A 20,907-nucleotide genomic window follows, 5' to 3' on the forward strand; every position below is an offset into this window, starting at 1 on the left:
ACCTATTTTTAGCCTATCGCGGCCGAATTGATTCCAACTTCGCTGAAATCATCAACTCTTTCATTTTCTTGATTGCGCATTCCCAACCCATGAACACCGCATTGGCTACAATGCTGTGCCCAATGTTCAACTCTGAAATGGTTTCAATCGCGGCCACAGGCTGCACATTGTCGTAGTTCAAGCCGTGCCCAGCATTTACCCTCAACCCTTCGGCCACACCGAAATTGGCCGACTTCCGAATTCTGGACAGCTCAAGCTCAACTGCAGATCCCAGCGCGTGGGCATAACGCCCGGTGTGCAACTCAATCGCGTCTGCCCCGCATTTCAAAGCAGCCTCGATTTGATCCAAGTCTGGATCAATGAACAGCGAAATTCGCATTCCTTGGTCTTTCAAGCGTGCCACAGCAGGCGCGATCAGGTGAAAACCACCAATCACATCCAGGCCACCTTCAGTGGTTACCTCTTCCCGGCGTTCCGGCACAAAACACACATCCTGAGGTTTTACGTCCTCTACCAGGCGAATCATTTCCTCAACCACTGCGCATTCAAAGTTCATGCGGGTACTGATCAAAGGTCGAATTCGGCGTACATCGTCATCCTGCATGTGGCGCCTGTCCTCGCGAACATGCACGGTGATGGCGTCCGCCCCATATTCTTCCGCCAGCAATGCGGCCCTCAATGGATCGGGCTCGTGCCCTCTGCGGGCCTGGCGGATCGTGGCCACGTGATCAATGTTTACACCGAGTTCAATCATGCTCTTAACAAATGCTCCATCCAGACTCTAGACATCAAACCATTCGGCGCAATGTGCGTCATCAACAGTTTGCGGGTAATTGGTTTCAAGGCACTTGCAGCAGACTTTGACCAAATGCCATTCTGAATTTCAGCAATCCACAAACCCTGGACTAGCTGTTCAACGCTGCTGTTCGTCGAATTGTTTACATTTCCCCCGTCTGAGGGAGCCCAGCCTTCCTGCTCTTGCCACACGTAGTGACGATCGGGATCAATTGCAACACCGGCCCTGTCTTGTTGCCAATCAAAGCCGTAGCCCAGGGACTGAAGCAAGCCCACCTCAAACTGACGAATACACACATTCATGTCATCGCCCCCAGCCAAACCCAGCAAGGTATTCTGATACAACTCAAACAGATCAGGGTGCGTGTCCTCACGGCTTAAACCGCGCATCAGCAGCTCATTCAGATAGTACGCTGCAAACAATGCTTTGCCATCTGGCGACATCAAACCGCCCAGCCACTCGGCTTGCATCAGGGTTTTTACTTCCGACTTGCCAGTAAAGCGCACTGAAAGCGGCTGAAAGCTGACCAACACTGCCCGCAAACCTGAATGCGGTCTTTTTGCACCCTTCGCCACCACTGGCAGGCGCCCGTGTTCCTTGCAAAACAGCTCAACAATCAAACTGGTTTCCTTGTACGGCACACTGTGCAGTACATAGGCAAAATCAGTGTTGGATCGAGTGTTATTCATACCCCAGGCTTTGAAGCAGTGTTGCGTTGTCAGCCCAACCGCTGCGCACTTTCACCCAGGTTTCAAGATGCACGCTGCCACCAAACAAACGCTCCATGTCCTGGCGTGCTTCCGAACCGATTCGTTTCAGTTTCTCGCCACCCTTGCCAATAATCATGGCCTTGTGGGAAGAGCGATCCACCAGGATCGAGGCATAAATAACCCTGCGACCTTCTTCAATCTCGAATTTATCGATCACCACTGTGCAGGTGTAAGGCAACTCATCGCCCACCAAGCGAAACAGCTTCTCCCGAATACGCTCTGCGGCAAGAAATTTTTCAGGGCGGTCTGTCAGGGTGTCTTCGTCGTAAAAGAAAGGTTGCTCGGGCAACAGGGCTGACACTGCTTCTTTTAGCGCATCCAGATTTTTAATGGCCTGCGCACTCAACGGCACAATTGCATCAAAATTACGTTGCCCACTTACCTTTTGAAGAAAAGGCAACATCTCGGCTTTCTTTTCCAGCAAGTCCACCTTGTTCACCACCGCCACCAGCGGCACACCCTTGGGGCACAACTCCAGCACCTTCATGTCGGCCGGGGTCAACTTGCCTTGTTCTATCACCCACAAAATCACATTCACGTCAGCCAACGCAGTGAGCACGGCGCGGTTCATGGTTTTATTCAGGGCATTTGAATGCTTGGTTTGAAAGCCGGGGGTGTCCACAAAAATAAACTGGGTGGGCACGTCTTTGATGGTCTCGGTCATTACACCGAGCACCCGGTGACGCGTGGTTTGTGGCTTGCTGGAGGTGATCGACAAATGCTCGCCGATCATTCCATTCATAAGGGTGGACTTGCCCACATTGGGGCGCCCCACCACGGCAATCACGCCGCATTTTGATTCGGCCATGTCATTGCCTCCTGCTGGCTTGATTGGGATCAGAATACTCCCGTTCAAGCAATTCGATAAGCACCGCTTGCGCGGCGTGCTGCTCAGCCACCCGGCGAGAATGCCCCTGCCCAACCTTGGTAATTTCAAGGTCTTCAACCGCACATTCCACACTGAACTCGGGACTGGCCGAGGTTCCACCCTCTACCAACACACGGTACATGGGCAGTTTCATGCGCTTGCCCTGCAGCAATTCCTGCAGGCGGGTTTTGGGGTCTTTGCCCATGGACTCGATTGGAGTTTCAAGCATCACAGGCTTGAGCAAACGCACCACGCAATCGCGTGCTGCCTCAAAGCCTGAATCCAGAAGGATGGCACCAAAAAGGGCCTCAAGTGCATCGGCAACAATGCTGTCCTTGATGGTTTTCGCACTGCGAAGCTCGCCCGCACCCAGAAACAAATATTGATCCAGCAACAGATTGCGACCCACCATGGCCAAGCAGTCTTGTTTGACCAGATGCGAGCGCACACGCGACATTTTGCCCTCATCCATGTCGGGATGCGTTTCAAACAACAAAATGGAAGCCGCACAGTTCAGTACACTGTCACCCAGAAATTCCAGACGCTCGTTGTGATGGCTGCTGTAGCTGCGATGTGTCAAGGCAAGGTGAAGCAAGGCCTGGTCTTTGAACGAGTACCCCAATGCAGCTTCAAGACTTGAATACTTTGAACTATCCACTCAATACCTCCAGGCTGGCTTTAATGAAACAAGCCAATTCGGGAAAAGTCATTGAAGTTCATCCACACCAAAAATGCCTTGCCAACCACTTGCTCATCCGAAACGAAGCCCCAGATACGGCTGTCGCTTGAGTTGTCCCGGTTGTCGCCCATCATGAAATAATGCCCCTGCGGTACCACACAGCGAAAGCCTGTGACATCGTATTTGCAGTTGTCCCGATTCTTGAACGACTGCGCACCAATCACGTAAGGCGGCGCATCTTCATCATTCAATACCAGGTGTTTTTTACCGCCCAGGGTTTCCTGAAATTGCAGTGAATAAGAAAAATTATTGGGGTCGTAGTACTTGTCCAGTTCTTTCACTGGCAGTACCTGACCATTAATCGACAGCTTCTTGTTTCGATATTCCACCACGTCACCACCCACGCCCACCACGCGCTTGATGTAATCAAGGGAGGGGTCAAGCGGGTAACGAAACACCATGACATCACCACGCTGAGGATCATTGATTGGAATGATTTTTTTGTCGACGATTGGCAAGCGAATACCGTAGGTGAATTTGTTCACCAGAATAAGGTCGCCAATCAGCAAAGTTGGAATCATCGATCCAGATGGAATTTTGAACGGCTCCACCACAAACGAGCGCAACACAAACACAAACAAAATGACCGGAAAGAAGCTCGCACTGTATTCAAGCCACAAGGGCTGCTTCATGTACTGCTGGCGAATTCGCCTTTCGGCATCACCATTCAGGTTGGCATTGCCCCCTGCACCAGCCAAGGCTTGCTCTGCTGCCATTTTTCGTTTTGGCTTGAACACAAACACATCAAGCACATAGAAAAAGCCGGTGAACAACACCAGCAAAAACAGGATCAGGGAAAAATTCATTGTTATTTGTCTTCCACTTGGAGAATGGCCAAAAACGCCTCTTGCGGAATTTCCACGTTACCGACCTGCTTCATGCGTTTCTTGCCTGCCTTCTGCTTTTCCAACAGCTTTTTCTTGCGTGAAATATCGCCGCCGTAACACTTGGCCAACACATTTTTACGCAAGGCTTTCACAGTTTCACGGGCAATAATATTGGCGCCGATCGCCGCTTGAATTGCCACGTCAAACATTTGACGAGAAATGATTTCCCGCATTTTGCCAGCCACTGCACGGCCACGGTAAATCGCATTGCTTCGGTGAACCATGATCGACAAGGCATCCACTTTCTCACCGTTAATCAACATGTCCACTTTCACAATGTCTGCCGGCCTGTATTCCTTGAAGGAATAGTCCATGGACGCGTAGCCACGCGAAGTCGATTTCAGTTTGTCGAAAAAGTCGAGAACGATCTCGGCCATGGGCATCTCAAACGTAATACGCACCTGCCGCCCGTGGTAAACCATATTGGTTTGTGTACCACGCCGCCCCGTGCACAGCGTCATTACCGACCCCACATACTCTTGCGGCATCAACAAATTCACAATCACAATCGGTTCACGAATTTCGTCGACCTTGCTCAGGTCTGGCATTTTCGACGGATTGTCCACGCGAAGTATGGTGCCATCGCGCTGCTTGATTTCATATACCACCGTGGGGGCGGTCGTAATCAAGTCCATGTCAAATTCGCGTTCCAGGCGCTCCTGCACAATGTCCATGTGCAACATGCCCAAGAAACCACAACGGAAACCAAAACCCAAAGCCTGAGACACCTCGGGCTCGTAATTCAGGGCAGCATCGTTCAAACGCAATTTGTCCAAAGCCTCACGCAAGGCCTCGTATTGATTTGATTCCACAGGGAACAAACCTGCAAACACCTGCGACTGCACTTCCTTGAAACCAGGCAGGGGTTTGTCAGCTGGCTTGCCAGCCAAGGTGACTGTGTCGCCAACCTTGGCACTTTCAAGCAATTTGATGCCTGCGTTGATGTACCCCACTTCGCCAGCAGACAGCGATTCACGCGCAACCGACTTGGGCGTAAACACACCCACGTCGTCGGCAATGTAAGTGTCGCCCGTGGCCATCAACTTGATTTTGTCTTTGCGGTTGAGCACACCGTTGATCACGCGGACCAACATCACCACACCCACATAGTTGTCAAACCAGCTGTCGATGATCAAGGCTTGCAAAGGTGCATCGCGACTGCCGCGAGCAGGTGGCACCTTGTTGACGATCAGCTCCAGTACCTCGTCCACACCAAGACCGGTTTTTGCGGAAATGGCAATGGCCTCCGAAGCATCAATGCCAATCACATCTTCAATTTCGGATTTGGCATTTTCAGGGTCGGCTTGTGGCAAATCAATTTTGTTCAACACGGGCAATACTTCAACACCCAGATCCAAGGCTGTGTAGCAATTGGCCACGGTTTGGGCCTCTACGCCCTGCGAGGCATCAACAACCAGCAAAGCGCCCTCACAGGCTGACAATGACCGGCTTACTTCGTAAGAAAAGTCAACGTGCCCCGGTGTGTCAATCAAATTGAGCAAATAGGTGTTGCCGTCTTTGGCTTTGTACGTGAGCGCGGCGGTCTGCGCTTTGATCGTGATGCCACGCTCTCGCTCAATGTCCATCGAATCAAGCACTTGAGAATCCATTTCCCGGTCGCTCAAGCCACCGCATTTCTGAATCAAGCGGTCGGCAAGCGTGGATTTCCCGTGATCAATGTGGGCGATGATCGAAAAATTGCGTATGTGCTGCATTTGCATCATTAAAAAGGGGGCTGCTTGGCCCCCTGAAAATTTCGGTAACGTGTCATTTTACCCGATCAGGCCTTGCTTTACAGCATATTTCGCGAGGCCTGCCGAGTTGTTCAGAACTAAAGGCTCAGGGTGTCAGCACCACGAAGAAAGAGTTCTCTCCACGACGTACCAACATTGGGGCTGCCTGCCCCTTTGGAATCGCCTTCACCAAGTCGGCAAACTGCTTGGCCGAGGTGATGTCGGTTCGACCCACTCGCAAAATGACATCACCCGCGGTGATACCTGCCGATGCGGCCATACCCACCGCATTGCGCACCACCACACCACCCGTGAGGTTCAAGGCAGATTTCTCTTGCGCAGTTGGATCAGTCACAGTCAAACCAAGTTTGTCGGCCTCAACAGGCTTTGGTTTTTCAGCAGGTGCCGCTGCCGGTTTTGCCGCCTCGGTTTCAAACTCTGCCACGGTAATCGACACGGTTTTCTCGGCACCCTTGCGCCACAACACCATGTTCACTTTGCTTCCTGGCTTGGTTTCACCCACAATGCGCGGCAAGTCGGAGGCCTTCTCCACTTTCTTGCCATCAAATCGCAAAATAATATCGCCCGCAATCACACCGGCTTTGTCAGCCGGACTGTCTTTGCCGACCGAACCCACCAGCGCACCCACAGCGGAATCAAGTCCCAAAGCCTTGGCTACATCTTTATCCACTTCGCCGATGCCCACACCAATGCGCCCCCGGCTTACTTTGCCGTTCTCGCGCAATTGCTTGGCCACACGCATGGCTTCGTCAATCGGAATGGCGAAGGAAATGCCCATGAAGCCGCCGGTGCGGCTGTAAATCTGAGAGTTGATGCCAATGACTTCTCCATCCAGATTCAACAGCGGACCGCCAGAATTACCAGGGTTCACCGCCACATCCGTTTGAATAAAAGGCAAATACTCGCCCGTGTCGCGCCCTTTGGCACTCACAATCCCCGCAGTTACTGAGTTTTCAAGACCGAAAGGTGAGCCGATCGCAACAACCCATTGACCTACCTTGGTGTTGTTCACATTGCCGATTTTCAGGAATGGCAGGCTTTTGCCTTCAATTTTGACCAAAGCAACGTCAGTCCGCTGGTCTGAACCAATGACCTTGCCCTTGAATTCACGCTTGTCAGGGAAAGTCACAATAATTGATTCAGCACCATCCACCACATGATGATTGGTCAAAAGATAACCATCAGAATCAATCACGAAGCCCGATCCAACACCACTCGGCACTTCACGCTCGGGAGCCTGCTGACCACCACGAGGCGCCTGTCCAGGCTGACCCGGCTGTCCTGGCATGGGTGTGCCGGGCGGCATGAATCTGCGGAAAAACTCGAAAAACGGATCGTTGGGATCCATACCCGGAAAACCGGGGAAGCCCTGCGGATTCTGGCTTACTTTTTGAGTGGTGCGAATGTTGACCACTGCTGGGCCAACACGGTCCACCAAATCGGAAAAGTCAGGCAAGCCGCGCGAGTTGGTCTGCGCATGGGCTGGCACTGCACCTGCAAAAAACAGGGTGGCCAGCAAAAAAAAGGCCATCCATACAAAATTTCGGGAATTCAACACTTCAGATCTCATTTAAAAATTTCCTTGTTATTGAGACTTCCAACGAACGGACTTAAGAAACAGTCCCAAGGTTTTCTCGGGAACTTCACCCAGTACTGTCACCAGGTGTTGCCCCTGAGTTTCAGACTTCGACATCACTGCGCCGTGGCTCATGGGCACTTGCGGCATGGAGTGATTGGCCTGAACTTTCTGAATAAACACAGACAAAGTCGACAAACCATCCGAATACACTGTTTGGTGAATTTGATCGTCTTTGGACTTTACCCTGCAAACCGTGTCAGCCTTCTTGAACCCAAACGCAAGATCTGGCAAATCGTAACTTAATTCATCGGACGTGAGTGTACGCACTTCGGTACTACTGGTTCGCCAACCTGGTCCCGCTTTGACCAAAGAGGGGTTTTCAATCAATGCCGGTTCAAATGATATTTCCTTGAAACCCACGTTTTCAAGAACTTCACCCTGCGGAGAATACAATTCTGAACGCATTAAAAGCTTGTTTTCGCGATCCACATACAAACGGTATTCGTAACGCAGATCATCTTTGGGGGTCAACTTCAGCACCCGGACTGCACGGCCAGCCACTCGGCGCCCCGGCATTTCGCTGATCGTGTACAGTTTTTCAAGTGAATTGGAGCCGTCAGCACCCGCAAGTACTCGGGGAAAGGCGATCGAAGTGTGGCGCCGCTCGGTCAAAATCATTTTCCGATCGGGGATAACACACTGAATTTGATCGTTGTGTCGAATCCATTTTGCGGGCTGCCCATCCAAACGCTCAAGAACCTCGAACTCGCTGCCCGCTGTTGCTTGATGAAGCAACTTGCTGGTTTGGGAATGTTTGCCAGACTCGGTGATCAACAACCCGGAATAGCTCAAGAACTTGGCTTGATCATGGCTGGCCCACACCAAACTCCAAAGGCTTTGGTCTGCCTGAGCGGTCAAAGCCACCGAAGCCAACAAAACGCCGGTTGCAACATGTTTGGCAAAGTGAAACGGGCGGTACATCTTCATGGTTTCAATGTCATTTAGCGGCTGGATGAAACGTAGTTGAACTCAACGCTGGGGTCCGTGCTGTATGGGGAAGGTTCCCACACATTCATCCATTCACCAGCGCCAGAATTGTTCACGATGATGGTTTCTGTATTGTCCAGCATCGGGCGATCAGCTTCCACCCGGGCAATAGGGGACACACCGGACAACCCGCCTCGAATGCTGTTTTGCTGATGGGCCATGAAATACTCTTGCCAAAGTGCCAGCTCTTGATCCGTAAATGTGTTTTCGACTGCTTGCGTTCGAACCATTTGAACCTGGCTGTCCAGGGGCGGAACTGCCTGGTTCAATGCAAAGCTGAAAAACCCCACCGCAGCCACCGAGGCCAACAAACGGCGCGAGCGCCCTGCCGCAAACACGCGTTGCAATGCAGTTTGACGACCAATTTGGGTAGCTAGCACCGGCGCGACCACTGTTGGTTCACTTTCAAGACTTGCCGCAATGCGCCCTACTAAATCCGGAGAGTGAAATGCAATCATCTCGCTGGAACGAATCAAGTCGCCCACCGCGCAATAGCCTTGCCAGGTCTGGGCTTCTTCAGCCCCCATGGCCTCAAGAAGGAATTTAAGCTCAACCTCATCAAGCTCGCCATCCAACATCGCGGAAATTTGTTCGTTTCTGTTCATTTCTACACTCACCGGTTTACCAACGCTTGCTGCCTTTGGGTTCCAACAAAGGTTTGATTTTTGCTGCAATAGATTCTCTAGCGCGGAAGATTCGCGATCGAACCGTGCCAATTGGGCAATCCATTGCTGCAGCAATCTCTTCGTAACTCAGGCCATCAATCTCGCGCATGACAATTGCCGACCGCAACTCTTCAGGCAACGCCGCCATGGCCTCATTGACCGCTTCACCGATCTGCTTGGTTTGGTAGAGCGATTCCGGCGTATCAATGTTACTAAGAGCAGCATTGTCTTCAAAAGTTTCACTGTCCCCGTCATTTGATTCTTTCAGGGTAGAAGGACGACGCCCTTGGGTCACCAACAAATTCTTGGCTGTATTGATGGCAATACGGTATATCCAAGTGTAAAACGCGCTGTCACCCCGAAAATTACCGATTGCCCTGTAGGCCTTGATGAAGGTTTCCTGCACCACGTCCTCAATGTCTTCCTGATTGCGAACCATGCGCGTCAGCAAGCGGGCAACTCGCCTGTGGTATTTGTTGACCAACAAGTTGAACGCGAGTTTGTCACCAGCCTGAACACGCTGAACGATCAACAGATCATCGTCTTTATCGGAGGACATTCATCCTCCAAAAATAGCTGGAAAGTGAGGGCTTATCCCCATTTTCATGTGACTGCAGCCGACACACCAAAATACGCAACTGCCGAAAAGCCGAGGAGGAAGCAGGCACGAACAAAACCCTGGATTTCAGCAGCACCGGTTGTTGTGGAAACAGGAAAATACCGAACGGCAAAACCCAAGCCCGATAAAAGGAAACCAGGCAATACTCCAAGCCATTTGATGTTGCGCGAAGTAGAAAAAACCGGGGATCAAATTTTATGTGCATGCTTGAATCGCATTCGGAGGTGAAATTGAACACAAGCTTTTCAGATTTGCGCGAGGCAGATACAACTCGGGCAGCGAATGTAAATTCATTCAACATGCTGCCCGACCGTGTGTTTGACAAGGAGCGCCCCGTTACACCCGTGCAATGGCCAAAGTACCGTTGGTACCGCCAAAGCCAAAGGAGTTAGACAAGGCCAGTTTGATGTTCATCTCACGGGCCGTGTTCGCGCAGTAATCGAGGTCACAACCCTCACCCGCTTCAATCAAATTGATGGTGGGTGGAGAAACCTGGTGGTGAACCGCCAACGCCGTAAATACCGCTTCAATACCGCCCGCAGCACCCAACAGATGACCTGTCATGCTTTTGGTTGAATTGATCACAGTTTTGTAGGCGTGATCGCCCAGTGCTCGCTTGACTGCCATGGTTTCTGCCACATCACCCAAGGGCGTCGACGTGCCGTGCGCATTCACGTAATTCACATCATCGGGATTCATGCCAGCATTGTGCAAAGCGGCTTTCATGCAACGCGCTGCACCGTCTCCATCTGCGCAAGGAGCAGTCATATGGCTAGCGTCGGCACTCATGCCATAACCCACCACCTCGCCATAAATTTTTGCACCACGCTTTTTGGCATGCTCAAATTCCTCAAGCACGAGCACACCGGCGCCTTCGCCTAAAACAAACCCATCACGGTCCTTGTCCCAAGGGCGACTTGCGGCTGTGGGGTCATCATTGCGGGTAGACAAAGCGCGCATTGCAGCAAAGCCACCAATGCCCAGTGGTGACACAGTTGATTCAGCACCGCCGGCAATCATGACATCCGCGTCACCGTATTCGATAATGCGCGCAGCCTCGCCGATTGAATGTGTACCCGTTGTACAGGCGGTCACCATGGCGATATTCGGGCCTTTCAGGCCGTACATAATGGACATGTGGCCGGAAATCATATTGATGATGCTGCCGGGCACAAAGAAAGGGGAAATACGGCGATACCCTTTGTTGATCAAGTCAGTGTGTGTGTCTTCAATCATCGGCAAACCACCAATGCCCGAGCCAATGCTCACACCGATTCGTTCGGAATTTTGTTCGGTCACTTCAAGACCTGAATCTTTGAATGCTTGAATACCAGCAGCCAACCCATAATGGATAAAGGTATCCATCCGAGCCGCTTCTTTTCCAGGAATGTATTCAGCCACGTCGAAGCCCTTCACTTCACCGGCAATTTTTGCCGTCAGGGCCTCGGTTTCGAACCGGGTAATGGTCGAAATGCCAGATTTGCCTTGGGTCAGGCTTGTCCAAGCCTCGCTAACAGAATTACCCACAGGGCTAATGATGCCCAAACCGGTAATAACAACACGTCTACGGCTCACAAGCCCTCCCTTTATCCAATGTTTGCTTGAACAGGCAGGGGCCGAGGAAAGCAATGCTTCCTCTGCACCCCTTCAAATTCAGCCATTAAGACTTAGAGTTTGTCTTAACGTAATCAATCGCTTGTTGAACTGTGGTGATCTTTTCAGCTTCTTCGTCAGGAATTTCTGTTTCAAATTCTTCTTCCAAAGCCATGACCAGTTCCACTGTGTCCAAGGAATCAGCGCCCAGATCATCTACGAAAGAAGATTCGTTCTTGATTTCCTCTTCTTTTACGCCGAGTTGCTCGGCCACAATCTTTTTAACGCGCTGTTCGATGTTTTCCATTACGGAGCCTCCGTGGGTTTTTAATAAAATCGAGTGAGAATAGCAAAGCGATATGACAGATCATATTCTAAATGCCTTGTTATTAGCCCATCCACATTCCACCATTCACGTGTAATGTGGTTCCAGTTACATACCCCGCCTGGTCGCTGGCCAGGTATAACACTGCCGCAGCAATATCGCCTACCTGCCCCATACGGCCCAACGGGATTTGTTGCTTCAACTGATCCACCTGTGTTTCATTCAGTGCATCAGTCATGTCAGTTTGGATAAATCCGGGCGCCACACAGTTTACCGTGATATTGCGGCTTCCCAGTTCACGCGCAAGCGCTTTTGTCATTCCGGCCACGCCAGCTTTGGCCGCGGCATAATTGGCCTGCCCAGCATTGCCACTGGTACCCACCACGGATGTGATGTTGATCATGCGACCAGTACGTGCCTTCATCATGGGTTTCATGGCCAGCTTGGACAACTTGAACACGGCAGTCAGGTTGGTGGCGATCACTGCATCCCAATCTTCGTCTTTCATACGCATGGACAACTGGTCACGGGTAATCCCGGCATTATTGACCAAAATTGTCATTGGCCCTAATTCTTCAGCAATTTTTGAAAACAGGGGTTCAAGACCTTCCGTGTCGGTCACATTAAGTACCGCTCCGAAGCCTTTGATGCCAGCTGCTTTCAAACCTTCCGAGATGTCGGCTGCACCAGCTTCCGATGTGGCCGTGCCAACTACAGCGGCGCCTGCTTTTCCCAAGGTAATGGCAATTTCCCGGCCTATACCGCGACTTGCACCTGTCACCAAAGCCACTTTTCCGGTCAAATCAAACATGGTCATTCGGTTAATCCCTTTATTCGGCGACAAGCGCCGCTTGAATGCTGTCCGGATCAAAAATATTGACCACAGGCACATCGCTGATTCGCTTCGCCAATCCTGCCAAAACCTTCCCGGGGCCACACTCCACAAACAACGTTGTGCCCGCAGCAGTCATGGCTTGAATGGTTTCAACCCAACGAACGGGGCCATAGGCCTGGCGCACCAGCGCATCGCGAATTCTCGCGGGATCGGATTCTACAGCGACATCAATGTTGTTGTACACAGGCACTGCCGGAGAATTGAAATTTGTGCTGGCCAAAGCAGCCGCCAATTTTACAGAGGCGGGCTTCATCAGGCTGGAATGAAATGGCGCAGAGACGGGCAACTCAAGGGCACGCTTGGCACCCAGTGCCTTGGCAGCCTCGCAAGCTGCTTTCACGCCTTGGGCACTGCCTGCGATGACCACCTGGCTGGGTGCATTGAAATTCACAGCTTCAGCCACTTCACCATTCGCGCAAGCCTGTTGACAAGCCTGCTTTACTTGCTCATCAGTCAAACCCAAAATGGCGGCCATGCCGCCTTGCCCCACAGGAACGGCCTCTTGCATGGCCTGAGCCCGGATACGAACAAGGCCCAAGCCTTCTGAAAGACTGAAAACACCGGCCGCAACCAGCGCTGCATATTCACCCAAGGAGTGTCCCGCAACCAAACTGGGCATGGCACCACCCGCAGCAAGCCAAGCGCGCAAAACCAGCACATCGGCCATCAACATGGCTGGCTGTGTATTGGTGGTCAAGTTGAGCGACTCGGCAGGCCCTTGCTCGATTAACGCGGCAAGATTTTGCCCCAAAGCCTGCTCTGCCTCGAGCGCTGCCGTGGTGTAAAGGCTTGCTGTGGCATTGTTGGTTTTAAAGGCGTTCAGCATGCCTACCGATTGCGAACCCTGCCCTGGAAACAGGAAGGCGATTTTCTTTGTCATTTTCGAGGAATTCATCTAATTTGCAATTTGCGCTATTTTACATGCGAACGAGCACGCTGCCCCATGTAAAACCGCCCCCGACACCCTGTAAGAGCACGTTATCGCCTTTTTTAATCTGTTTTTGCTCGATTGCATGGTTCAAAGCCAGTGGAACAGAGGCTGCAGACGTGTTGCCATGTATACCGACAGTGATCACAACCCTTTCTTCAGGAAGCTTCAGTTTTTTCGCAACGGAATGCAAAATTCGCACATTGGCTTGGTGTGGCACCAGGAAATCGAGGTCTTCGAGCCTGAAGTAAAGGCTTTCAAACAACTCCAGTGCATTGCTTCCCAACACGGATACAGCCTGGCGAAACACCGCTTGGCCATCCATGCGCAAAAAGGGATCACCAACAATCTTCCCGCCATCAATTCGGCCAGTGGTGTTCAAAATACAGCCCAGGGTGCCGTCAGAGTGCAACTTACAGCCCAAAATACCCGGCTCGGCACTGGCTTGGATGAATACCGCACCTGCGCCATCGCCAAACAGCACGCAGGTCGTGCGGTCGTTCCAGTCCATCAGGCGGCTAAACACCTCAGAACCTATGACCAGCGCATTACCTACCTGCCCGGAACGGATCATGGAATCAGCAACAGTCAACGCATACACGAAGCCACTGCACACGGCCTGAATATCGAAAGCCATGGCTTTTTTGGCGCCAATTTCAGCTTGAACTGCGCAGGCAGTGGATGGAAAAACCTGATCAGGGGTTGAGGTAGCCAACACAATCAAGTCCACTTGATCGGGCAGAACGCCTGCGGCCTTCAGGGCCTGCAAGGCGGCCCTGCTGGCCATTTGACAGTTGGTTTCATCGGCTTCGCAAAGGTATCTTTGCTTGATCCCGGTGCGCGTTTCGATCCATTCTGCGCTGGTTTCCACGCCCCTTGAGGCAAGAAACTCAGTCAGCTCCTGGTTTGAAACCGCACGCCTTGGCAGGCTTGCGCCGGTGCCAAGGATTGCACTGTATTGAGACATTAAATCACTTGGTCTGGTTTTGCCTCGACTGGTGCAGCTGCTGCCTCTGGAGTGCTGTTGGACGCTGGGGCGGCCAATGGCACATAGTGCGACATGGTGAGTCTGATGCTGTCCAGCAAATTGCCGTTGGCTGCATCGTAAGCTCGCTTGATCGCATAGAAGAAGGCATAGGCATCTGCCGAGCCGTGGCTTTTGATCACAATCCCTTTCAGCCCAAGCAATGCAGCTCCGTTGTAGCGGCGGTGGTCCACCCTTTTTTTGAATCGAAGCAACACTGGCGCTGCAAATACCGCAGCAACTTTGGGCCACAGGCCTCTCTTGAACTCTGTCTTTATTATATCGCCCAGCATTTGTGCCAGACCCTCAGACGTTTTCAGGGCCACATTGCCCACAAAACCGTCGCACACCACTACGTCGGTGGTGCCTTTGTAAATGTCGTTTCCTTCTACGTTGCCGTAGAAGTTCAATTCGCTGGCGCGCAACAATTCCGAGGCCTTTTTGACCACATCATTGCCCTTGATCACTTCCTCACCAATATTCAGCAAACCCACTGTGGGCTTTTCAATTCCCTCAGTGCCTTTCACGAAGGCCGAGCCCATGACAGCGAATTGAAACAAATGGGCCGGTTCGCAATCCACGTTGGCTCCCAGATCGAGCATCAGCGTGCCTTTGCCTTTCATATTGGGCAAGGCCGAGGCAATTGCGGGCCGATCAATGCTATCCAGAGTTTTGAGCACAAAACGGGAAATGGCCATCAGCGCGCCAGTGTTACCTGCACTGACGAATGCGGACGCCAACCCGTCTTTTACCAGATTGGCACACACTCGAATGGATGAGTCTTTCTTGTTGCGCAAGGCTTGTGCTGGCGGTTCATCCATTTCAACCACCTCACTGGCGTGACGAATGGTGATCTGGGGATGCTCCAAAGCCTTTTTCTTGGCCAAGGCCGCCTCTATTTCAGCCTGCTTTCCGACGAGCACTAGCTGAACATCGGGGTGCTGCATGAGAAAGCGCAAACAGGCCGGGATGGTGACCGACAAACCGTGGTCTCCACCCATGCAATCAATCGCTATGCGAACCATCCGTTCTTAGACCTTTTGGTTTTCATGGCAACATGACTGCAGTTGCCTTGTTGATTTGTAAATAATTACTCGTCAGCTTTGGTTTTTACTACTTTCTTGCCACGGTACATGCCATTGGGGCTGATGTGGTGGCGCAGGTGGGTTTCACCAGAAGAGGAGTCAGCGGACAAAGTTGGCGCTGTCAGGTTCTGGTGTGAGCGGTGCATGCCACGCTTCGAAGGTGATTTTTTGTTCTGTTGAACGGCCATTTTAAAGCTCCATGTATAAAGGTGTTACTTCTTGCTTTTCTTGAGCAAATCGCTCAGGTTGGCAAAAGGACGCTGTACTTCCTGTGTTGGGCCATCAGCAGTGTCATCCTGATGGTCGTCAGTATCTTCGATATCGGCACCCTCTTCTCGCCAGCTTCGCCCGGCTTCTTCAGCGCAGGCATCATGCTTGGGGAACATAGGGCATGCCAACAAAATTTCATCTTCCAGCCAATCTCGCAAGTTTATCGCACCCGGGCACGCAACAACGTCTGTGTCTTCGTCGAGTGTGTCTTCATCATAGCTGTCGGCCTGTGCTTCGGAAGTCATCAAAATCAAATGACGATCAAAGTCAATGGCGTGCTGCACACCTGAACCACACACTACACAAGAAAGCTCTGCGGTAAACCGGCCTTTGAACCGGATAACGCTTTCAGACTTGGCGTTGATTCGCCCGGACACTTCCCAATTCTCGATTTGACTGGACAAAATATTCTCGTCACTCGCCAGCCTTGGGAAATCAAACTTCACATTTTCACTGCGGATGCTTTCACCCAAGCGAGAAAACGACCATGCGTCGAATTCATCAAACTGTTTTAATGGGCTTTTTTGGCGCATGCCGATAAGAAAAGCAGGAAACGCGCGATAATACTCTGCTTAACGTAATCTGTCAAAGCCAGCGCGCTATTCAAATGACCCGTTCACTGTATCTAGCCTCCAGTTCCAAGTATCGCCGTGAGTTGTTGACTCGCCTGCAAATCAACTTCAGGTGCGAATCTCCCCAAATTGACGAATCACCTGAACCAGATGAAACCCCGCTGGACACCTGCAAGCGCCTGGCCCGGGAAAAAGCCATGGCTGTGGCGACCGAACACCCGGCGGCCATTGTGATTGGTTCGGATCAAGTGGCCGACGTGGAGGGCGTGGCCATTAGCAAGCCGGGCACCCATGACAGGGCTCGTGCACAATTGCGCAACATGAGCGGAAAAACAATTGTGTTTCACACCGCGGTTTGCATTTGTTGCCATGAAACTTCGCAAACGGTGGAATTTACGGTACCCACTTCCGTTGAGTTTCGGGAGTTGAACGCCGCGGAAATTGAACGCTATTTAATTGCAGAAGAGCCTTACGACTGCGCAGGCTCGGCGAAAAGTGAGGGATTGGGCATTTCGCTGCTCAAAAGGATTGAATCGAGCGACCCAACTGCCCTGATAGGACTACCTCTGATCGAAGTGGCAAACGCACTTCGACAATTCGAACTCATCTTGCCCTGACATGCTTTATTTGGTTCCAAGCCCACTCAGCCAGAAAACCCCAAAACAGCCTGTGCTGGAGGCCGACCTGCCCCTGGTGCGACAATGCAACACCTGGCTGGTGGAGAACGCAAAACCTGCCAGGGCTGCACTGGGGCAATTCAACATGCCAGTGGCCATTCGGGATCTTCAAATATTTGAAATTGCGCAACTGACCCCACAGCAACGCCAGGATATTGTTCAGCGCTGCAAGGCGGGAGAACCCATCGCAGTGATGAGTGACGCTGGCTGCCCCGGCGTGGCCGACCCTGGTGCAGAAATTGTGGCATTGGCACATCGGCTGCAATGCCCTGTTCACCCTTTGGTTGGACCAAGCTCTATTTTATTGGCCTTGATGGGCAGTGGCTTGAATGGTCAGAATTTCCGCTTTTACGGTTACCCTCCCTTAGATCCTGCGCAGCGCGATGCGTGGATCAAGCAAACTGAGCGGGAGTCAAAGGTTCAGCAATGCACTCAAATCGTGATCGAAACGCCTTTCAGGAACGAGAAACTGATTGAAGCACTTTTGAAACAGCTTTCAGACTCCACATTGCTGTGCATAGGGTGGGATTTGACAGGCGACGAGCAGCAAATTCACACCAAAACTGTGGAGCAATGGAAGAAACGGATGCCAACGCCAGGCAAGTTACCTTGCCTGTTTTTGTGGCTATCGGCCTGACCTACTGAGCAATCAGGTTACTGAAAACCAAGGGTTTGGCGAGCACCGAACTCTGGAAACACACTGCGAACACCCTGCCCGAACACCACACCGACACGCTCGGCGAAACGCTCCGCAAATGAATCCTGCTCGGTGTAGTCCAAAATATCTTCAGCCTTCAACACGTCACGCGCAACAGTGTCAATTGAACCCAGCTCGTCGGCCAAGCCCAACTCGACACTCTTGGCGCCGGTCCAGACCAAACCACTGAACAATTCGGGGTTTTGGACCAGTTTTTCGCCTCGCCCTTGTTTCACGACCTGAATAAACTGCTGGTGAATTTCCTCTGCCATTTGTTTGGCAAATTCAGTTTGATAAGGGTCTGCTTCACTGAAGGGATCGAGAAAGCCCTTGTTTTCACCCGCGGTGATCAAGCGGCGTTCGACGCCCAGTTTCTCCATAGTGCCCGTGAAGCCGAAACCATTCATGACCACGCCGATAGAACCAACCAAACTGGCCTTGTCGACATAAATTTTATCGGCAGCCGCGGCGACGTAATACCCACCCGAGGCGCACACTTCCTCTACCACTGCATAGAAGGGTTTTTGGGGATACTTTGCTCGAAGGCGCTTGATCTCATCGTTGATCAAACCTGCCTGAACAGGACTGCCACCAGGGCTATTGATGCGAAGAATGACACCGACGGAGCCTTCGCTTTCAAATGCAGTGCGAAGGCTGGAATTGATTCTGTCAGCACTGGCCAGACTATCGCTGGCAATGACCCCATCAAGGTCGACCAAAGCCGTGTGACGACTGACCTCGAGGCTGGAGGTAGTTGTGAGCCCCAAAACAGAAGCAATCAAAATGCCCACATACACCAAACCAATCAGCTTGAAAAAAATACCCCAGCGACGCTTTCTGCGTTGCTCCACCAGTGCCTCAGAGGCGAGTTTCTCTAGAAGCTTGCGTTCCCATTGATTGTTTTCTTCACTCATCTTTAGTCCTCAATACCATCGGAAGGCACTGTAATTAATTCGGTCGGGGTCCAGTACACTGCACCGTCCTTTTCCTCGATATTCAATCGCACCAACGGGTTACCGTCGCATGGGCCGCCCAGGCAGCTGCCATCGGTGGCATCATAACTGGCCCCGTGCGTGGCACAAATTACAATTCGACCCGAATCATCAAGAAACTCTCCATAGTTCCAGTCAAGCTCAACGGGCACATGGGAGCATCGATTCAAAAAACACCTGACTTCGTTATCAACCCGCACGATGAATGCGGTGGTTTCCTCGCTGTTGTACAGCACCCTGAAGCGGTAACCTGTGCCACCCTCTTCAAGATCACCGGATTGGCATACCTGAATTTGCTGCATAGTCATGACTGGGCTGAAATAGTTTGAATTAGCCACGGGGCCAATTCATTGATTGAACGAAAAGACTGCAAGTGGGGCACCTGGTTCAAGAGTTTGGGCGGATGCGCGCCAGTTTGAACCGAAAGTGCATGCACACCAGCCGCATTGGCCATGTTCAAGTCATGTGTGGTGTCACCAATCATCACGACATGCGCAGCATCAATACCAAACTCTTCCATCAATTCCAGAATCATCTGGGGATGCGGCTTGCTGTGGCATTCATCAGCACAACGCGAGCCCATGAAGTAACGGGCTGTGTCGGAGTTCGCCATGGCACGGTTCAGGCCTTGCCTGCTTTTACCAGTGGCCACTGTGCAAATAACGCCCATCGCATTCAATTGCTTCAAAAGGGGTATTGCGCCACTGAACAGCTCCAATTCGTGATCTTTACTGAGGTAATGCTTGCGGTAACTTTCAACCAACAGGGCAATTTGAGCCTCGCTGGCTCCGGGGGCTGCGTGGCGCAAGGCGTCGCTCAAGCCCAACCCAATAACATAGGAGGCAATTTCTTCACCAGGGTCGGGCAACCCGGCATCGAGGCATGCATGCTGAATGGCGCGTGTGATAGCACCGGTTGAGTCGAGTATGGTGCCATCCCAGTCAAACACCACCATTTTGTAGGTCATCTGCTTTGTACTGCCTGTAACGATTTTAAAAAACTGTCCAATTCGGGGGCCAATGGCGCCTCCAATACTATAGTTTCATTTGTGGCTGGATGAACCAGATGCAGGCGTGCTGCGTGCAAAAACATGCGTTTCAAGCCCTGCCTGGCAAGCTGCTTGTTCATTTCAAAATTGCCATAGCGATCATCGCCAGCAATTGGAAATTTGTTGGCACTGGTATGCACTCTAATTTGGTGAGTTCGACCTGTCAGAATTTGAGCTTGAATTAAAGTAAATATTGAATAAGATGATTTATAGGTTTGAATTATTTGAAACTTTGTACAGGCTTTGTCACCAGCTTCATCAACAAAAACCCTCGCCTCTTTTTCGCCAGCCTGTGTTTTCAACAACGGAAGATCAACTTGCCTAAGTGTTTCTGGCCAAGAACCCAACACCAAGGTTTTATAGTACTTTTTCCAGGACCTGGCCCTAAGTTGCTCTTGTAACTTTCGGAGAGCACTGCGCTTTTTGGAAATAATCAAGATTCCGGAGGTTTCACGGTCAATGCGGTGAACAAGCTCCAAATCTTGATGGGTTTCAGCCCTAAGTGCTCGAATACATTCAATTAATCCGAAGCTTGAACCCGACCCACCATGAACTGCCATGCCAGAAGGCTTGTTGACTACCAGCAAATGTTCGTCTTCAAACAACACGGGGATTTCAGCGGCTGCTTTTAAAAGTTGCGTTTTATTTACAGCACTACTTGACGAAAGAGATTCAAGTGTTTGTTTTTCAACAACTTGAATAGGAGGAATACGTACCACATCACCAAGGCATAGCTTGGTTTTTGCTTCGGCACGCTTTTTATTGATTCGAACCTCTCCGGACCTGATAATTCGGAATACATGGCTTTTGGGCACGCCTTTACATACGCTGCACAAAAAGTTGTCCAATCGTTGGTCTTGATGTTTTTCGTCAATTTCGAGCAAAACAGCCCTGTCGGGATTGGGTTTTTCCTGTGTTTTCAATTCTTTGTTTTACCAATTGGGCAGGTTCAGCATATAATCCGATTATCGCTTGGGAAGCGTCCGAAATCACTTCTGGATACGCCCCACCGCGATTTTATTTAGTGGGTGTGCCGCCTACCCTGGATGGTGGCAATGATGGCTGAAAAAGAGGCGC

24 protein-coding genes are annotated in these 20,907 nt (G+C 51.4%); 2 read left to right on the plus strand and 22 right to left on the minus strand.

Translation table 11 applies throughout. From position 1 onward, the window contains the following. Positions 1-13: 13 nt before the first annotated feature. From B4C79_RS11885 to B4C79_RS11970, 18 genes are all read right to left on the minus strand, one after another. Positions 14-754 carry a pyridoxine 5'-phosphate synthase gene (locus tag B4C79_RS11885; RefSeq protein WP_291740668.1) on the minus strand — a complete coding sequence of 247 codons (741 nt, stop codon included), beginning with the start codon at positions 752-754 and terminating at the stop codon, positions 14-16. After that, positions 751-1,485, minus strand: a complete 735-nt coding sequence (gene recO, locus B4C79_RS11890) for a DNA repair protein RecO (RefSeq protein ID WP_171098972.1) — start codon at positions 1,483-1,485, stop codon at positions 751-753. Before recO ends, B4C79_RS11885 begins: the two co-directional genes overlap by 4 nt. Then, positions 1,478-2,374: a GTPase Era gene (era, locus tag B4C79_RS11895; protein ID WP_275271550.1), complete on the minus strand. Its 897-nt coding sequence runs from the start codon at positions 2,372-2,374 to the stop codon at positions 1,478-1,480. The genes recO and era overlap by 8 nt, the downstream gene beginning before the upstream one ends. Position 2,375: 1 nt before the next feature. After that, positions 2,376-3,092, minus strand: a complete 717-nt coding sequence (gene rnc / locus B4C79_RS11900) for a ribonuclease III (protein WP_105029041.1) — start codon at positions 3,090-3,092, stop codon at positions 2,376-2,378. Between the two features lie 20 nt (positions 3,093-3,112). Continuing rightward, on the minus strand, positions 3,113-3,979 hold the full coding sequence (lepB, locus tag B4C79_RS11905; protein WP_105029040.1) for a signal peptidase I: 867 nt from the start codon (positions 3,977-3,979) through the stop codon (positions 3,113-3,115). 2 nt (positions 3,980-3,981) lie between these two features. Beyond that, positions 3,982-5,775 (minus strand): translation elongation factor 4, encoded by a 1,794-nt coding sequence (gene lepA / locus B4C79_RS11910; protein ID WP_291740693.1) that lies wholly within the window; start codon positions 5,773-5,775, stop codon positions 3,982-3,984. 124 nt (positions 5,776-5,899) lie between these two features. Then, entirely contained in the window at positions 5,900-7,384 is a 1,485-nt protein-coding gene (locus B4C79_RS11915) for a DegQ family serine endoprotease (RefSeq protein ID WP_171098966.1), read from the minus strand. A gap of 15 nt (positions 7,385-7,399) precedes the next feature. Further along, a complete protein-coding gene (locus B4C79_RS11920) occupies positions 7,400-8,380 on the minus strand; it encodes a MucB/RseB C-terminal domain-containing protein (protein ID WP_171098965.1) in 981 nt (326 codons plus the stop codon). Between the two features lie 14 nt (positions 8,381-8,394). Beyond that, positions 8,395-9,045: a sigma-E factor negative regulatory protein gene (locus B4C79_RS11925; protein WP_146106686.1), complete on the minus strand. Its 651-nt coding sequence runs from the start codon at positions 9,043-9,045 to the stop codon at positions 8,395-8,397. A 16-nt stretch (positions 9,046-9,061) separates the two neighbouring features. After that, positions 9,062-9,664 (minus strand): RNA polymerase sigma factor RpoE, encoded by a 603-nt coding sequence (gene rpoE, locus B4C79_RS11930; RefSeq protein ID WP_008249133.1) that lies wholly within the window; start codon positions 9,662-9,664, stop codon positions 9,062-9,064. Positions 9,665-10,060: 396 nt separating this feature from the next. Next, positions 10,061-11,299, minus strand: a complete 1,239-nt coding sequence (gene fabF / locus B4C79_RS11935; RefSeq protein ID WP_291740676.1) for a beta-ketoacyl-ACP synthase II — start codon at positions 11,297-11,299, stop codon at positions 10,061-10,063. An 85-nt stretch (positions 11,300-11,384) separates the two neighbouring features. After that, positions 11,385-11,624 (minus strand): acyl carrier protein, encoded by a 240-nt coding sequence (acpP, locus tag B4C79_RS11940; protein WP_008249131.1) that lies wholly within the window; start codon positions 11,622-11,624, stop codon positions 11,385-11,387. 82 nt (positions 11,625-11,706) lie between these two features. Further along, positions 11,707-12,459 (minus strand): 3-oxoacyl-ACP reductase FabG, encoded by a 753-nt coding sequence (fabG, locus tag B4C79_RS11945; protein WP_105029034.1) that lies wholly within the window; start codon positions 12,457-12,459, stop codon positions 11,707-11,709. A gap of 13 nt (positions 12,460-12,472) precedes the next feature. After that, positions 12,473-13,417 carry an ACP S-malonyltransferase gene (gene fabD / locus B4C79_RS11950; protein ID WP_291740678.1) on the minus strand — a complete coding sequence of 315 codons (945 nt, stop codon included), beginning with the start codon at positions 13,415-13,417 and terminating at the stop codon, positions 12,473-12,475. Between the two features lie 37 nt (positions 13,418-13,454). Continuing rightward, the gene (locus B4C79_RS11955; RefSeq protein WP_291740681.1) at positions 13,455-14,432 is read right to left on the minus strand and encodes a beta-ketoacyl-ACP synthase III; all 978 of its coding nucleotides are present in this window, start codon (positions 14,430-14,432) and stop codon (positions 13,455-13,457) included. Continuing rightward, the gene (gene plsX / locus B4C79_RS11960) at positions 14,432-15,514 is read right to left on the minus strand and encodes a phosphate acyltransferase PlsX (protein WP_291740682.1); all 1,083 of its coding nucleotides are present in this window, start codon (positions 15,512-15,514) and stop codon (positions 14,432-14,434) included. The genes B4C79_RS11955 and plsX overlap by 1 nt, the downstream gene beginning before the upstream one ends. 65 nt (positions 15,515-15,579) lie before the next feature. Beyond that, the gene (rpmF, locus tag B4C79_RS11965) at positions 15,580-15,762 is read right to left on the minus strand and encodes a 50S ribosomal protein L32 (RefSeq protein WP_008249122.1); all 183 of its coding nucleotides are present in this window, start codon (positions 15,760-15,762) and stop codon (positions 15,580-15,582) included. A 24-nt stretch (positions 15,763-15,786) separates the two neighbouring features. Next, positions 15,787-16,377 (minus strand): YceD family protein, encoded by a 591-nt coding sequence (locus B4C79_RS11970; protein ID WP_291740683.1) that lies wholly within the window; start codon positions 16,375-16,377, stop codon positions 15,787-15,789. A gap of 74 nt (positions 16,378-16,451) precedes the next feature. On the opposite strand from B4C79_RS11970, the gene B4C79_RS11975 reads away from it, so the two are divergent. Both B4C79_RS11975 and B4C79_RS11980 read left to right on the plus strand, forming a co-directional pair. Next, positions 16,452-17,033, plus strand: coding sequence for a Maf family protein (locus tag B4C79_RS11975; protein ID WP_291740685.1), 582 nt, complete (start codon positions 16,452-16,454; stop codon positions 17,031-17,033). A 1-nt stretch (position 17,034) separates the two neighbouring features. Continuing rightward, positions 17,035-17,730: an SAM-dependent methyltransferase gene (locus tag B4C79_RS11980; protein WP_171098951.1), complete on the plus strand. Its 696-nt coding sequence runs from the start codon at positions 17,035-17,037 to the stop codon at positions 17,728-17,730. Between the two features lie 17 nt (positions 17,731-17,747). On the opposite strand, the gene B4C79_RS11985 is transcribed toward B4C79_RS11980, so the two are convergent. Genes B4C79_RS11985 through B4C79_RS12000 form a run of 4 tightly spaced genes read right to left on the minus strand, consistent with a single transcriptional unit; the run spans position 17,748 to position 20,753 of the window. Then, on the minus strand, positions 17,748-18,704 hold the full coding sequence (locus B4C79_RS11985) for a S49 family peptidase (RefSeq protein WP_291740687.1): 957 nt from the start codon (positions 18,702-18,704) through the stop codon (positions 17,748-17,750). Between the two features lie 2 nt (positions 18,705-18,706). Next, complete coding sequence (locus B4C79_RS11990; protein WP_291740689.1) at positions 18,707-19,090, minus strand: Rieske (2Fe-2S) protein; 384 nt, start codon at positions 19,088-19,090, stop codon at positions 18,707-18,709. After that, a complete protein-coding gene (locus B4C79_RS11995; RefSeq protein ID WP_105029026.1) occupies positions 19,087-19,749 on the minus strand; it encodes an HAD-IIIA family hydrolase in 663 nt (220 codons plus the stop codon). The genes B4C79_RS11990 and B4C79_RS11995 overlap by 4 nt, the downstream gene beginning before the upstream one ends. Further along, positions 19,746-20,753 (minus strand): RluA family pseudouridine synthase, encoded by a 1,008-nt coding sequence (locus B4C79_RS12000; RefSeq protein WP_291752030.1) that lies wholly within the window; start codon positions 20,751-20,753, stop codon positions 19,746-19,748. The genes B4C79_RS11995 and B4C79_RS12000 overlap by 4 nt, the downstream gene beginning before the upstream one ends. Positions 20,754-20,907: the final 154 nt, after the last annotated feature.

It is taken from the genome of Limnobacter sp. UBA7229 (assembly GCF_002473065.1).
GTDB classification, from domain to species: domain Bacteria; phylum Pseudomonadota; class Gammaproteobacteria; order Burkholderiales; family Burkholderiaceae_B; genus Limnobacter; species Limnobacter profundi.

Bases quoted from the DNA above. Each gene is read 5' to 3' on its own strand.
- B4C79_RS11885 (WP_291740668.1), bottom strand. From the start codon at position 754: ATGATTGAACTCGGTGTAAACATTGATCACGTGGCCACGATCCGCCAG.
- recO (WP_171098972.1), bottom strand. From the start codon at position 1,485: ATGAATAACACTCGATCCAACACTGATTTTGCCTATGTACTGCACAGT.
- era (WP_275271550.1), bottom strand. From the start codon at position 2,374: ATGGCCGAATCAAAATGCGGCGTGATTGCCGTGGTGGGGCGCCCCAAT.
- lepB (WP_105029040.1), bottom strand. From the start codon at position 3,979: ATGAATTTTTCCCTGATCCTGTTTTTGCTGGTGTTGTTCACCGGCTTT.
- lepA (WP_291740693.1), bottom strand. From the start codon at position 5,775: ATGCAGCACATACGCAATTTTTCGATCATCGCCCACATTGATCACGGG.
- B4C79_RS11915 (WP_171098966.1), bottom strand. From the start codon at position 7,384: ATGAGATCTGAAGTGTTGAATTCCCGAAATTTTGTATGGATGGCCTTT.
- B4C79_RS11920 (WP_171098965.1), bottom strand. From the start codon at position 8,380: ATGAAGATGTACCGCCCGTTTCACTTTGCCAAACATGTTGCAACCGGC.
- B4C79_RS11925 (WP_146106686.1), bottom strand. From the start codon at position 9,045: ATGAACAGAAACGAACAAATTTCCGCGATGTTGGATGGCGAGCTTGAT.
- rpoE (WP_008249133.1), bottom strand. From the start codon at position 9,664: ATGTCCTCCGATAAAGACGATGATCTGTTGATCGTTCAGCGTGTTCAG.
- acpP (WP_008249131.1), bottom strand. From the start codon at position 11,624: ATGGAAAACATCGAACAGCGCGTTAAAAAGATTGTGGCCGAGCAACTC.
- fabG (WP_105029034.1), bottom strand. From the start codon at position 12,459: ATGACCATGTTTGATTTGACCGGAAAAGTGGCTTTGGTGACAGGTGCA.
- fabD (WP_291740678.1), bottom strand. From the start codon at position 13,417: ATGACAAAGAAAATCGCCTTCCTGTTTCCAGGGCAGGGTTCGCAATCG.
- B4C79_RS11955 (WP_291740681.1), bottom strand. From the start codon at position 14,432: ATGTCTCAATACAGTGCAATCCTTGGCACCGGCGCAAGCCTGCCAAGG.
- plsX (WP_291740682.1), bottom strand. From the start codon at position 15,514: ATGGTTCGCATAGCGATTGATTGCATGGGTGGAGACCACGGTTTGTCG.
- rpmF (WP_008249122.1), bottom strand. From the start codon at position 15,762: ATGGCCGTTCAACAGAACAAAAAATCACCTTCGAAGCGTGGCATGCAC.
- B4C79_RS11970 (WP_291740683.1), bottom strand. From the start codon at position 16,377: ATGCGCCAAAAAAGCCCATTAAAACAGTTTGATGAATTCGACGCATGG.
- B4C79_RS11975 (WP_291740685.1), top strand. From the start codon at position 16,452: ATGACCCGTTCACTGTATCTAGCCTCCAGTTCCAAGTATCGCCGTGAG.
- B4C79_RS11980 (WP_171098951.1), top strand. From the start codon at position 17,035: ATGCTTTATTTGGTTCCAAGCCCACTCAGCCAGAAAACCCCAAAACAG.
- B4C79_RS11985 (WP_291740687.1), bottom strand. From the start codon at position 18,704: ATGAGTGAAGAAAACAATCAATGGGAACGCAAGCTTCTAGAGAAACTC.
- B4C79_RS11990 (WP_291740689.1), bottom strand. From the start codon at position 19,090: ATGACTATGCAGCAAATTCAGGTATGCCAATCCGGTGATCTTGAAGAG.
- B4C79_RS11995 (WP_105029026.1), bottom strand. From the start codon at position 19,749: ATGACCTACAAAATGGTGGTGTTTGACTGGGATGGCACCATACTCGAC.